Here is a 13,103-nt window from a genome sequence, read left to right as displayed (position 1 = left end):
GGGAAGGGGGCAACTGGCATTATCCGCAACCGACCGCTGGTCCGGTCGCGGGATCAGTCCTTGAAGTTGCGGCTGCCCTTGATCTGGTCCCATGCCCAAACGACCAGTTGCAACTGCTCTTCCTGACTGCGGTCACCGCCGTTCATATCCGGGTGCAGCACCTTGATCAGCGCTTTGTAGGCTTTGCGGACCTCGGGTTTTGTCCAAGTGTCCTTGGCTTCGAGAATCTCGATCGCGCGGCGTTCGGTGGGCGGCAGGCGGCGGCCCGCTTGCTGGCCCTTGCCGGGGTTCTGGGTGGCGTTCTTGCCCAGCACCTGATGCGGGTCTTCGATGCCCAGACGTGCCCATGCACGCTGCTCAGGATCGCCCAGCGGCTTGGTGCTGCGCTCCCAGACTTTGTCCTTGGACATCTGTGCGTTCAACTCGGCCTCTGTGGTGCCGTCAAAGAAGCTCCACTTGGAGTTATATTCGCGCACGTGCTGCTGGCAGAACCAGAAGTAGTCGTCCAGCACATCAGGGGCTTTCGGCGCGCGGAACTTGCCCGCTTCCTCGCAGCCCTCATGGTCACAGACGCGGGTCGAGGTTTCCGATGCCCCCGACATCCCACGGCGGCCGCGGGGGTTTTTCTTTTTGGAGGACGACACGGACATGTCGAATCCGAAGGGATCAGCTTTTGGCATGTGGATAGACCTTTCCGACTCAGGCCGGTCACCATATACCCTGCGTCGCAGGATTGAAGGGGGCCGAGGTAAAAAACATGTCGACAACACAAGAGATTTCAGACCGGCTGGAAGCCGCTTTTGCGCCGCGAGAATTGGATGTGGTAGATGACAGCGAAAGCCATCGCGGTCACGCCGGGTTTCAAGAAGGGGGCGAAAGCCACTTCAACGTGCGCATCCGCTCAGAGCGTTTCAAGGGTCAGAACCGGCTGGCGCGGCACCGTGCGGTGCACAGCGCCTTGGGGCCGGATCTGATGGGGCGCATTCATGCGCTGGCGCTTGATCTGGACGAATAAGGCCCGCGTTTAGGGCTTTGTTTTATCGTCGTCTTCGTCGGATTTATCCGGCGAAGAAACGTCCGGCGTTTGCTCTGTCGCGGTGCCGGAGAGGAACGCAGGTGGCGTTGCCCGCTTGGCGGGTTCCTCTTTGGCGGGTTCCACTTTCTCGGGCTCCACTTTCGCGGGCGCGTCATCGTCGGGCGTGATAGAGGCGGGCGCATCGGCCCGAAGCGCCGTCTCGTCGCCCTCAATCGTGGCGGACAATGCGGGTGTTGCAGCTGCGGGGGGCAGCAGATCGCCGTCCTCTGGCTGGCTGCTCGCGCTGGCCAAGCGGCGGAACACTAGCACATTGCGCCACTCGGTGGTGGTCGAGGTCAGGCCAGACCGTTCTTGCGAGGGCAACGTTTCGGCCCGCTGGTACTCCCAGCCCTCGGCGGCCTGTTCGTTCAGGCACTCTTCCAACGTATTGGCAAAGCGCGCTTCGGGGGCTTTCAGACCTTTGGCTTTCTGCCCTTTGGTGGGGGCGGGAAGGATCTTGTATTCGTAGCGCATAGGGGCCTCGGCTGGGTTGGCGACATGAGCCGCGTCAGGTGAGTTTCAGGCGGATTTGCGGCGGATGCCGATGCGGCGACCGGCCCGCGCCGGTGTGGGCAATTTGGCATGGCTGCGGCGCATCGCGTCAAGACGTGTCAGGATATGCTGCGGCATCGGGGCGACACGCGGGCCGGATTGGTCCACATGCAGCGTTAATCCTTCGGCGGTTGCGGCGAGCCAACCGTCGACGTGCCACAGCTCTTGAAAACTGTGAAACCGCTTCTCATCATGGTCGAGCAATTGGAAGGTGGTGTAGACGCGGTCACCCTCATGCAATTCGCGCAGGTAGCAGACGTGGAATTCGGCCACATAGGTGGTGCAGCCCGTGCGTTGATACTCCGGCCCCAGCCCAATGTCGCCATAGGCTTGGTCAACGCCCTGATCGAACAGGACGTTGTAATAGGCCATGTTCAAATGACCATTGAAATCAATCCATTCGGGGAGAACCTTCATCTCGCTCGAACGGAAGGGGGCCGGGGTCTCGCTCATTGCTGGGCGAGCTTGCGCGACACGATTTCGTTGACGGCCTTGGGGTTGGCCTTGCCGCCCGTGGCTTTCATCACCTGACCGACGAACCAACCCGCAAGTTTCGGGTTCTGCTGCGCCTTGGCGACTTGATCGGGGTTGGCGGCGATGATTTCATCTACAGCGGTTTCAATCGCCCCGGTGTCTGTGACCTGCTTGAGGCCCTCAGTCTCCACGATCTCTGCCGGGTCGCGGCCAGTTGTGTAGGTGATTTCAAAGACTTCCTTGGCGATCTTGCCGGAAATCGCATCTGACGCGATCAGATCGACGATGCTGCCAAGCTGCGCCGGGGTGACCGGGCTTTCGGTGATGCCCTTGTCGTCTTTCTTGAGACGCCCGAAGAGTTCGTTGATCACCCAGTTCGCCGCCATCTTGCCATCGCGCCCCTGCGCCACGGCCTCAAAGTAGCCCGCGCTGTCGAGATCGGCGGTCAGCACGGAGGCGTCATAGTCGCTCAGGCCAAAGTCACCGATGAAACGCGCTTTCTTCTGGTCCGGCAGTTCCGGCAGGTTTGCGGCAATCTCGTCCACCCATGCCTGTTCGATCTCAAGCGGCAGCAGATCGGGGTCGGGGAAATAGCGGTAGTCATGCGCTTCTTCTTTGGAACGCATGGAGCGGGTTTCTTGCTTGTCTGGGTCGAAAAGGCGCGTTTCCTGCACCACCTCGCCACCCGCCTCGACAATCGCGATCTGGCGTTTGGCTTCGACTTCGATGGCCTGCTGGATAAAGCGCATGGAGTTCATGTTCTTGATCTCGCAGCGGGTGCCCAGATGGCTGAAATCCTGTGTCTCTTGGTACTTTTCGTACTGACCCACGCGGCAGATCGACACGTTCACGTCAGCACGCATCGCGCCCGACTGCATGTCGCCGTTGCAGGTACCCAGATAGCGCAGGATTTGGCGCAGTTTGCCAAGGTAGGCGGCGGCCTCTTCGGGGCCGCGAATGTCGGGGCGCGAGACGATTTCCATCAGACAGACGCCGGTACGGTTCAGGTCGACGAAAGACATATTCGGGTCCATGTCGTGGATCGATTTGCCCGCGTCCTGTTCCATATGGATGCGCTCGATCCGCACGAGCCTCGCGGTGCCGTCGCCAATCTCGACCAGCACTTCGCCTTCGCCAACGATGGGTTCATAAAGCTGGCTGATCTGATATCCCTGCGGCAAGTCGGGGTAGAAGTAGTTCTTGCGGTCGAAGGCGGACTTCAGGTTGATCTCGGCCTTGAGGCCCAGCCCGGTGCGCACGGCCTGTTCGACGCAATATTCGTTGATCACCGGCAGCATGCCGGGCATCGCGGCATCGACGAAGGCCACGTTGCTGTTGGGCTCCGCGCCGAATTTGGTCGAGGCGCCGGAGAAGAGTTTCGCGTTCGACGCGACCTGCGCGTGCACCTCCATCCCGATGACCAGTTCCCAGTCATGTTTGGCACCGGCAATCACGCGCGGTTTCGGGGTGTCGTAACTCAGATCAAGCATCGCGGCCGCCTTCGGTCAATTGGAACTTGGCCGGTCATACTGGAGCGCACCACGCGCTTCAAGAGGCAGGCTAGCCCGGCATGGCAATCTGGCGGCGACCTTCGGTGAAAATGACCCGTTTGCCCGCTTCGATCTCGCGTTGGAACAGGCCGGTGATGATGCGCATCGCCTCATCCCGGCCCGAGGCGGCAAAGCGCCGGGCGGAGCGGACGCGCAGGTTGTTGTCGAAGCCGCGTGCGGCATGGGCCCAGAGCATCGGGTGCAGTTCCGTCATGTGATCCCGGACGATCCAGCGGGCGCAATCGGCGATCTCGGCGCGCACGGCCCCTGCGGCATCCTCGGACGGGGTGGCTTGACCGATGGCGCTGGCACAATAGGCGGCCAACAGGTTGGCGGTATGCGGATCGGGGCGACGCGCGAGGATATCGCGCAGCCCTTCGATGAAAAACGGCACATCAAGATTGGCACAGGCCCGCGCATCGCAGCTGATCGCGTCGAATTGCACCCAAGTATAGCCGCCCGCGCCCCATGTCTCTTCGGTCCGCGCGGCAGTGCGACGGGCCTCGAGTTCTAGTTGGGCGTATGAGCCATGCCACCGCGGCAGAAGGTGGTTGCCCATGGCCCGCATGGGGCGCGGGTTATCGGGGTTAAGGTCGATGAGCTGCGCGTAACGGTCGGCCACGGCGCGGGCGTCACCGCCTGTTCCCCCCAGTAGGGCACAGTGCGTCGCCGCGAGCAGGGGCGAGGCGGCTGTGTCCTTGTCGAATGGCGCGAGGATTTGCTCCGCGCGTTCAAAATGCGCCGCAAAGGCCGCGTGGTTGCGAGCGGGCACGTCGCTGTCCCAACCCGTGCCGCGCCAGGCCCAGCCGATGTCCATATGCGCTTGGGCCACGATGGCCGCAATCACGGGGCTTTCGGCATGGTCGGCAAGCACATGTTCCAAGGCTTCGATCCCGGCCATCAGTGGCGCATCGATGGCCGGTTTGCCGTCATAGAGCGCATGTTCGGCAGCAAGAATCACATCCGCGCGGGCGCCAAAGGCCATCAGTTCGGCCACCGGCATGGCGCCCGGTGTCATTTCGCGGCGCATATCGGCGTCATGCAGCAGGGTTGCCATCTCTTCCCAGCGTTCTTGGCGCACCAGCCATTGCGCGCGGTATTGGTGGCGGTCGCGCTGCATCTCTTCGGCGGTGGGGTCGGGGCAGGAAATGCGCAGCAAGGCGTCGCGCGGCGCACGGCGGCGCAGCAGCGGCATTTCCAGCGGTTCAAGCTCGGGCGCTTGGGGCGCGGGTTTGCCAAAGAACCCCTGCAAGGCGGACGGGATCATATGCGAGAGTTTCTTCATCTGGGGCCGGTCCTGCCTGCTGTTTGTCGATGATTTAGGTTTGACCGGGCAATGGGGCGGAACCGTGTCCGGGGTGCGGAGCTTTCGGGAAAATTCTGCAGCGGGGGCGGGCAGGAGAGCGCTGCCACAGGCCACAATCTGGCATCTGGGCAGCGCGCTGTTTCCCGATCAGAGGAAATCTGCCGATCCTGCGGGGCCGTCATGCTTGCCAACTGCGCTTTGGGGCGGTCTTATGCGCGCCATGAGACCTGTCATGATTGCCCTGCTGCTCTGCACGAGCCCCACATTGCTTTGGGCCGAGCTTCCCAAACAGCCCGCTCCTGTGGTGGAGGTGGATAACGTGGTGCAGACCGCCGCGACCTCTTTGTCTTTCCCCGACGCGGTGGAGGCTGATGAGGAACCGCCCGCGCTTGAAACCGCGCCGTTCACCACAACGCTGCGCCCGCCCGCGCGCCCGGGCAATCTGCCGCGCACGCGCTGGCAGCATATGCGGGGGCATTCGCTTTGGACGCGGGCCGCTATTTCGGCGCTCAAGTCGCATGGCAAGCCCTTGGTCGATATGGTGCCTGCCGATATCGAAAGCTGGTGCCCGGCCTATCCGAACGCATCCGAGAGCCAGCGGCGCGCCTTTTGGGTCGGCTTTATGTCGACGCTGGCGAAACATGAAAGCACCTATCGGTCTTGGGCCGTGGGTGGGGGCGGTCGGTGGTATGGGCTGTTGCAAATCCTGCCTGGCACGGCGCGCGGCTATAAGTGTAACGTCGGCAGTGGTGATGCGCTCAAGAACGGGTCTGCGAATCTCAGCTGTGCCGTGCGGATCATGGCGACGACGGTGCCGCGGGACGGGGTGATTGCCGGAAACGGCAAGCGCGGTGTCGGGGCCGATTGGGGGCCGATGCGCAGTGCGTCCAAACGGGCGGATATGTCTCGCTGGCTTCGGCAGCAGTCCTATTGCAAACCGTTGAACGCGACACGGCCCCGCAGCCGTCCGTAAATCATTGGATCAGCGTGAAGTGGTGCCGCTCTGTGGTGATGCCGCGCGCATGTAGCGCAGTTTCCAACGCGCGGTGCGGTGGGGTGGCCTCAAAGGGCAGTTTGATCTTGCGGCCCGTCTTTAGAATGACTGTGGCGCGGACCGACATATCAAGCCGCGTATCAAGCCGAACGTGATCGATCTGCGTCAGCGCAATTTTCGCGTCACGCTTGCCGGTGACCCATGACAGATTGTCGTGGTTGAGCGTCAAGCCGCTGTTCGGATTGGTAAAAAGCTCCCAAAGCGCAGGCAGAGTGAAGAGCCCCAGCAGCCCCGCAAGCCAGCCCGAAGCATCAAGCCAGAACCACCCCGCGCCGAGGGCCGCCCAGATCGCGGGCAACACCAGCACGGCCGTCCGGCTGCGGGCATGGCGGCGGTAGGTATAGGCCGCCATGGTTTCTGTCTGGGGTGCCGCGTCAGGCACCGCGAATGCGGCTAAGCATCTCTGACGTGTCCCGGCTAAGGTCGGGGCTCGCGAGGATGCGGTCCAGTTGCGTCTTGATCATCCCTTGCCGCGTCGCGTCGTAGCGCCGCCATGTCTGAAAGGCCGAACACATCCGCGCCGTGGTCTGCGGGTTCACCGGGTCGAGTTTGATCAGCCAGTCGGCCAGCAGCGCGTAGCCTTTGCCGCTTTCGTGGTGGAACCCGGCATGATGCATCGCAAGGCTGCCAAAGACCGCGCGGAAGCGGTTGGGGTTCTTCCAGTTGAAATCCGCGTGCTGGGTGAGTTTGCGCGCCACCTCGGCGGCCTCTTCCGGCGCGGCTTGGCTGACTTGCAGCCCGAACCATTTGTCCATCACCAAACGGTCATCGCGCCACTGGGCTTCGAAATCCTCCAACGCCCTGTCGCCATGGCCTGCGCGCAGCAATGCGGCCAGCGCGCTGAGTTGCTGGGTCATGTTGTCGGCCTGATCGTACTGCGCCTGCGCGCGCTCTGGCCCCTGCACGCGGGTCAGCAAGGCAAGGGCGGCATTGGTCAGTGCGCGTTTGCCCGATTGCGCGGCATTGGGTTGATAGGGGGCGCCCACCTTATGCCGATCGTAAAGCTCGCTCAGCAGCGGGGCAAAACGCTCGGCCATGGCATCGCGCGTGGCTTCCACCGCTTGATGGATCGCCGCCGGATCCGGGGTCTTGCTCGCGTCATGAAGGGTGCTGGCCAAATCGGCATGGCTGGGCAGGCCCAGCATCAGCGCGCGGTAGGCAGGCTCCAGCGCCTCATCCTCCAGCACCGCCCGCAATGCTGCGAGCCATTCGTCATCCGGCGCGCTGTCTTCGGTGATCGTGGCCAGCAAGGATTGCCGCGCCAAGGTGCGCCCGGCCTCCCAGCGGTTGAAGGGATCGCTGTCATGGGCGAGCAGCAGCAGGCGCTCTTCTTTCGAGAGATCTTGATCCAGCACCACCGGAGCGGAGAAGCCCCGCAGCACCGAGGCCACCGGGCGCGCATCCAGCCCGTCGAAGGCAAAGCTTTGCTCCGCTTCGGTCATTTCCAGCACGCGAGAGGGGGCCACTTCGGCCCCGTCCGCACCGATCAAACCCACGGTGATGGGCAGAACCTGCGGCTTGGGCTCAGGCGTGGCGGCGCTGGGCGGGGTGTGTTGGGTGAAGGTCAGCGTGAAGATGCCTTTTCCCGCGTCCCATGCCTCTGTCACCGACAGACGCGGCGTGCCCGCCTGCGCATACCAGCGTTTGAACTGGGTAAGGTCCCGGCCCGTGGTGTCTTCGAAGACCTTCAGCCAATCTTCGATCGTTGCCGCATCGCCGTCGTGACGCTCGAAATAGAGGTCCAGCGCCTTGGCATAGGCGTCGTCGCCCACCAAAGTCTTGAGCATGCCGATCACCTCGGCGCCTTTCTCGTAGACGGTGGCGGTGTAGAAGTTGTTAATCTCCTGAAAGCTTTCTGGCCGCACCGGATGGGCCAGCGGGCCTTGATCTTCGGCGAACTGGCGCCCGCGCAGGTCGATCACATCGCTGATGCGTTTCACCGCTGGGGACCGCATGTCTGAGGTGAACTGGCTGTCACGGTAGACGGTCAGCCCTTCCTTCAGACAAAGCTGGAACCAATCGCGGCAGGTGATGCGGTTGCCGGTCCAATTGTGGAAATACTCATGGGCGATGATCGCTTCGATCCGCTCGAAATTATCATCCGTCGAGGTTTCGGGCGAAGCGAGAACGGCGGCGGAGTTGAAGATGTTCAGCCCCTTGTTCTCCATCGCGCCCATGTTGAAATCATCCACCGCAACGATGTTGAAGATGTCGAGGTCATATTCGCGGCCATAGACCTCCTCGTCCCATTTCATCGACGCCTTTAGCGCCTCCATCCCAAAGGCGCATTTGCCCTCATCACCAGGACGGACATAGAGGTTCAGATCGACTTCGCGGCCCGACATGGTGGTGAAGCGATCGGAATGGGCGACCAAATCGCCCGCCACCAGCGCGAAAAGATACGCAGGTTTGGGCCATGGGTCGTGCCATTCGGCGTGGTTCTGCCCCTGTGCCACCGGGTTGCCGTTGGACAGCAAGACAGGATGCGGCCCGTTGATGGTGACGGTAAAGACACTCATCACATCGGGGCGGTCGGGATAATAGGTGATCTTGCGAAAGCCTTCGGCCTCGCATTGGGTGCAATACATGCCACCCGACATATAAAGCCCTTCAAGGGCGGTGTTGCCCTTGGGATCGATCTCAACCTCGGCTTCCCAGATAAAGGGGCCGTCTGGCACATCGCAGGTCAAACCCCGCTCCGTCACCTTGGGGGAGACGGGCTTGCCGTCAATCTGCGCGGAAATCAGCGAGAGTTCTTCTCCGTGAAGGAAGAATTCCGCCGTCTGCGCCGCCGGATTTGGGCGAAAAGCGATGCGGCTTTTGACCCGCGTCTTGTGGGGATCAAGCTCAAAGGTCAGTGCCACCTCATCCACAAGGAAGCCGAACGGCTGATAGTCGCTGAGATAGATCGTTTGGGGAGTGGCGTCGCGCATTGGGCCTCCAGTCGGGGGAACGTAATTGGTCTGGGAAAGGTTATGTCTCTAGAAGGCGGCCTGCAAGCCGAGCCGCCCCAACTTCGAGCAATGAGGTGTATCCATGTCCGCCCCCGACACCGATACCGAAACGCAGAAGAAACGTCATCGCCCCGCTTTGATCGGTATCAAAACCGCTATCATCGCCGGCGCGCTATTGATGATCGCTGGCATCGTTTACGCGGTGTTGCAGGCCACCGACCCTTCGCCAGAAGGAGAGGTACAGCCCGTGGATGGCCCGGCGGACGCCGAGCCTGTGATCGCTACCCCGGAACCAACGGTAAAATAACGCCACGCTTCGCCGTCCTTCACGCGCTTGCGCCGCTTAGCCTTTCTGCTAGACATTTCGCAAAGGTATTCAGCGCGGGAGAGGGCAGAGAATGACGGGTAGAATTGACAAAAACGGTTTGCAGGTAGACCCCGAACTGGTTGAGTTCATTGAGGAATCGGCCCTGCCGGGCACCGATGTCGAGGCGGATGTTTTCTGGGCGGGCCTGTCGGACCTCGTGCATGATCTTGGGCCTAAGAACCGCGCGCTGCTTGAGAAGCGTGCCGAGCTTCAGGCCAAGATCGACGACTGGCACCGCACCCGGGCGGGTCAGCCGCACGACGCGGAAAACTATACCGCATTCCTACGCGAGATTGGTTACCTCTTGCCCGAAGGGCCGGATTTTCAGATTGAAACGCAGAACGTCGACCCCGAGATCGCACAGGTGCCCGGGCCGCAGCTTGTGGTGCCGATTACCAATGCTCGTTTCGCGCTTAACGCCGCCAATGCGCGCTGGGGGAGCCTTTATGATGCGTTCTACGGTACAGATGCGCTGGGGGACCTGCCGATGGGCAAGGGCTATGACGCCGACCGTGGAGCGCGGGTGGTGGCGCGGGCAAAAGCCTTCTTGGATGACGCGGTGCCACTCTCTGCGGGCAGCCACGCAGATTTGGCGGGCTACCGCGTTGTGGACGGGCATCTCGAAGGTGTGATGTCTCAGGATGCGGCCCCCTGCGGTTTGGCCGATCCGGCGCAGTTTGCGGGCTACCGGGGCGCGGCAGAAGCGCCAGATGCGATCCTCTTGCGCAACAACGGGCTGCATATTGAGATCAAGATCGACCCGGACCATGCGATTGGCAAAGACGATCCCGCCAGCGTCGCCGATGTGGTCATCGAATCTGCGCTGTCGACCATCATGGACTGCGAAGACAGCGTCGCGGCAGTCGACGCCGAGGACAAGGTGCTGGCCTATGGCAACTGGCTGGGGCTGATGAAGGGCGATCTTGCAGAAACCTTTGAAAAGGGTGGACAGACCGTCACCCGCCGCATGGCCGATGATCGGAGCTATAGCGCGCCGGATGGCGGTGAAGTGACGCTGAAGGGCCGCTCTTTGATGCTGGTTCGCAATGTCGGCCATCTGATGACCAATCCCGCCGTGCTCGACCGCGCGGGCCATGAGATCGGCGAAGGGCTGATGGATGCCATGATCACCACATTGATCGCGATCCACGACCTTAAGCGCGAAGGCGGCAATTCGGTCACCGGCAGTGTCTATGTGGTGAAACCCAAGATGCACGGGCCCGAGGAAGTGGCCTTTGCCGATGAGATTTTCACCCATGTGGAAAAGACGCTTGGCCTGCCGCAATATACTGTGAAGCTGGGCATCATGGACGAAGAGCGCCGCACCAGCGCGAACCTCGCCGAATGTATCCGGGCCGCGAAACATCGCGTGGCCTTTATCAACACCGGTTTTCTTGACCGCACAGGGGACGAAATCCACACCAGCATGGAAGCCGGGCCGATGGTGCCCAAGGGCGAGATGAAGAACAGCGCTTGGATCGCCGCCTATGAAGACCGCAATGTCGACATCGGCCTGGCCTGCGGATTGCAGGGGCGGGCGCAGATCGGCAAAGGCATGTGGGCCATGCCCGACCGTATGGCCGAGATGCTGGAGGCCAAGATCGGCCACCCCCAATCCGGTGCAAATTGCGCATGGGTGCCATCGCCCACGGCGGCCACGCTACATGCCACGCATTACCACAAGATTGACGTGTTGGCGCGGCAAGAAGAGATCAAAGAGGGCGGCGCACGCGCCACGCTCGATGCGCTGTTGACCATCCCGGTGTTCGAAGGCCGCAACCTCAGCACCGAAGAAATCACCCGCGAGATCGAGAACAACGCGCAGGGTATTCTGGGCTATGTCGTGCGCTGGATCGATCAGGGGGTCGGCTGCTCCAAAGTGCCCGACATCAACGACGTGGGCCTGATGGAAGACCGCGCCACCTGCCGCATCTCGGCCCAAGCGCTGGCGAATTGGCTGCATCACGGTGTCATCAGCCGCGAAGAAGCCGAGGCTGCGCTTAAAAAAATGGCAGCGGTGGTGGACCGTCAAAACGAGGGCGATCCTAGCTACCGCCCCATGGCACCGGGCTTTGACGGGGTGGCCTTTCAGGCCGCTTGCGATCTGGTGCTGAAGGGGCGCGAACAGCCCTCGGGCTATACCGAACCTGTGCTGCACGCGCGGCGTTTGGAGTTGAAGGCGCAGAGCTGAGGTTGAGGCCACGGCGCGAAGCGCCTATGTTCGGGCCATGGTGAATAAGAGGTAACTCATGGCCCGACCCGTCGTTGGTATCATTGGCAATTCCTACCTGCTGAACGATCAATACCCCGTCCACGCGGGCGGGCAGATGAACACCGAAGCGATTGCCGAGGTCTCGGGCTGTCTGCCGCTGATTGTGCCGAGCGATCCGCGCTTTGTCTCGGTCGAGGAATTGCTGGAGGTCTGCGATGGCTTTTTGCTGACCGGCGGGCGCCCCAATGTGCATCCCGAAGAATATGGTGAGCCCGAGACAGAGGCCCATGGTGCTTTTGACCGCGCCCGCGACGCCGTGGCGCTGGCGCTGGTGCGCGCCTGTGTGGCGCGCGGTCAGCCGTTCCTCGGTCTATGCCGTGGCTTTCAGGAAGTGAACGTGGCGATGGGCGGATCGCTCTACCCCGAGATTCGCGAGCTGCCCGGGCGGATGAACCACCGGATGCCCCCCGATGGCACCATGGAAGAGAAATTCGAGCTGCGCCATGATGTGAGCTTTACCGAAGGCGGTGTTTTCCATCACGTGATGGGGGCAGCGAAGGTGCTGACCAACACGCTGCACGGGCAGGGGATCAAGGAACCCGGCCCGCGCGTGGTGATCGACGGCCACGCGGATGACGGCACGCCCGAGGCGATCTACATCAAAGACGCGCCGGGCTTTACCCTCGCGGTGCAATGGCATCCTGAGTGGAACGCGGCCAGTGATCCGGTCTCGCGCCCGCTGTTCGAACATTTCGGCGCCGCGGTGCGGGCTTGGGCCGCGGATGGCTCGGCCCTGCCGGTGATGACTGCCGCGCAGTAGGGCGGGGCGCAGGGCGCGCGCGTTACACTCTCGATAAACGCGCGCCGCGCTTCTCGGGGGCGCGGCAGCCTGCATCGCGACGCTGTCGTTCTGTCGATCCCCCGCGCCCCCGATCGCGCCGTCAACGGATGCATAGCCTCAACGCCTCTCAACTGTGCAGCCCGTTGAATGGCGCAACAGCTTGGGCCGCGTGGTTCAGCGGCGTCACATCATCATCCAAGACCGCGTCTTTCTCGAGCGGCCCCGCCTCCGCGCCCTGAGGCGCTGGCGGACCTGAACAGTTGCGGCTATAGGAACTGTAAGGCCAAGCCTCAGGGCGGTCACAATAGCCTGCATGCACGGGGCTGAGGTGCACCAAGCCGCAATGCCGTTCGAAATCCGCGTGGTCGCGGATCCGATGCTCCCAGAATCGCCGCTGCCAAATCCCTTTCTCACCCCGTTTGATCTGCCGCAGACTGCGATGCGGGGCCGGGGGCAGATGGCGGGAAAACCGCCCCTTCCACATGCCGATCCGGTTGCCGTAATCGGTATCGTTCGGCGGCAGGGTCCAGACCATATGGAGCACATCCGGCAAGATGGCGATGGCATCGATCCGGAAGGGTTTGCGCGCCAAAGTCTCACGCATCGCTTGGCGCAGGGCCGTGATATGCCGCAGCAGCGCATCATCATCGCCCCGCGCAAGGCGCAGGGTGAAGAAATAGCAATTCGGGCCATGGGATGAAATGCGGTCTCTCATGGC

Annotated in this window: 13 protein-coding genes; 5 read left to right on the top strand and 8 right to left on the bottom strand. The window is 62.3% G+C overall.

Annotation, left to right across the window (positions count from 1 at the left end; translation table 11 throughout):
- Positions 1 to 53: 53 nt before the first annotated feature.
- The gene (locus tag K3758_RS11545) at positions 54 to 680 is read right to left on the bottom strand and encodes a J domain-containing protein (protein ID WP_093739503.1); all 627 of its coding nucleotides are present in this window, start codon (positions 678 to 680) and stop codon (positions 54 to 56) included.
- Positions 681 to 757: 77 nt separating this feature from the next.
- On the opposite strand from K3758_RS11545, the gene K3758_RS11540 reads away from it, so the two are divergent.
- Positions 758 to 1,015: a BolA family transcriptional regulator gene (locus tag K3758_RS11540; protein ID WP_067625489.1), complete on the top strand. Its 258-nt coding sequence runs from the start codon at positions 758 to 760 to the stop codon at positions 1,013 to 1,015.
- 9 nt (positions 1,016 to 1,024) lie between these two features.
- Here the strand turns inward: K3758_RS11540 and K3758_RS11535 are convergent, their stop codons facing one another.
- The 4 genes from K3758_RS11535 to K3758_RS11520 form a co-directional block, all read right to left on the bottom strand.
- Entirely contained in the window at positions 1,025 to 1,549 is a 525-nt protein-coding gene (locus K3758_RS11535) for a DUF4177 domain-containing protein (protein ID WP_259944991.1), read from the bottom strand.
- Between the two features lie 45 nt (positions 1,550 to 1,594).
- Positions 1,595 to 2,080, bottom strand: coding sequence for a thioesterase family protein (locus K3758_RS11530; protein WP_120351362.1), 486 nt, complete (start codon positions 2,078 to 2,080; stop codon positions 1,595 to 1,597).
- Positions 2,077 to 3,591: an Asp-tRNA(Asn)/Glu-tRNA(Gln) amidotransferase subunit GatB gene (gene gatB, locus K3758_RS11525; RefSeq protein WP_120351361.1), complete on the bottom strand. Its 1,515-nt coding sequence runs from the start codon at positions 3,589 to 3,591 to the stop codon at positions 2,077 to 2,079. Before gatB ends, K3758_RS11530 begins: the two co-directional genes overlap by 4 nt.
- 70 nt (positions 3,592 to 3,661) lie before the next feature.
- Positions 3,662 to 4,936 carry a hypothetical protein gene (locus K3758_RS11520; protein ID WP_259944984.1) on the bottom strand — a complete coding sequence of 425 codons (1,275 nt, stop codon included), beginning with the start codon at positions 4,934 to 4,936 and terminating at the stop codon, positions 3,662 to 3,664.
- A 253-nt stretch (positions 4,937 to 5,189) separates the two neighbouring features.
- Between K3758_RS11520 and K3758_RS11515 the strand changes: the two genes are divergently transcribed.
- A complete protein-coding gene (locus tag K3758_RS11515; RefSeq protein ID WP_259944981.1) occupies positions 5,190 to 5,930 on the top strand; it encodes a lytic transglycosylase in 741 nt (246 codons plus the stop codon).
- A gap of 1 nt (position 5,931) precedes the next feature.
- On the opposite strand, the gene K3758_RS11510 is transcribed toward K3758_RS11515, so the two are convergent.
- Positions 5,932 to 6,363, bottom strand: coding sequence for a hypothetical protein (locus K3758_RS11510; protein WP_259944979.1), 432 nt, complete (start codon positions 6,361 to 6,363; stop codon positions 5,932 to 5,934).
- A gap of 22 nt (positions 6,364 to 6,385) precedes the next feature.
- Positions 6,386 to 8,944, bottom strand: coding sequence for an aminopeptidase N (gene pepN, locus K3758_RS11505; protein ID WP_259944977.1), 2,559 nt, complete (start codon positions 8,942 to 8,944; stop codon positions 6,386 to 6,388).
- Positions 8,945 to 9,047: 103 nt separating this feature from the next.
- Here pepN and K3758_RS11500 point away from each other — a divergent pair, with 103 nt between their 5' ends.
- From K3758_RS11500 to K3758_RS11490, 3 genes are all read left to right on the top strand, one after another.
- Complete coding sequence (locus tag K3758_RS11500; protein ID WP_259944974.1) at positions 9,048 to 9,272, top strand: hypothetical protein; 225 nt, start codon at positions 9,048 to 9,050, stop codon at positions 9,270 to 9,272.
- Positions 9,273 to 9,363: 91 nt separating this feature from the next.
- A complete protein-coding gene (locus K3758_RS11495; protein ID WP_259944971.1) occupies positions 9,364 to 11,523 on the top strand; it encodes a malate synthase G in 2,160 nt (719 codons plus the stop codon).
- Between the two features lie 58 nt (positions 11,524 to 11,581).
- Complete coding sequence (locus K3758_RS11490; protein WP_259944968.1) at positions 11,582 to 12,364, top strand: gamma-glutamyl-gamma-aminobutyrate hydrolase family protein; 783 nt, start codon at positions 11,582 to 11,584, stop codon at positions 12,362 to 12,364.
- Between the two features lie 148 nt (positions 12,365 to 12,512).
- On the opposite strand, the gene K3758_RS11485 is transcribed toward K3758_RS11490, so the two are convergent.
- Positions 12,513 to 13,100 carry an REP-associated tyrosine transposase gene (locus K3758_RS11485; RefSeq protein ID WP_259944966.1) on the bottom strand — a complete coding sequence of 196 codons (588 nt, stop codon included), beginning with the start codon at positions 13,098 to 13,100 and terminating at the stop codon, positions 12,513 to 12,515.
- Positions 13,101 to 13,103 lie beyond the last annotated feature (3 nt).

This window comes from Sulfitobacter sp. W002, from assembly GCF_025142135.1.
GTDB lineage: Bacteria > Pseudomonadota > Alphaproteobacteria > Rhodobacterales > Rhodobacteraceae > Sulfitobacter > Sulfitobacter profundi.
This window is presented reverse-complemented; position numbering and strand designations above follow the sequence as displayed.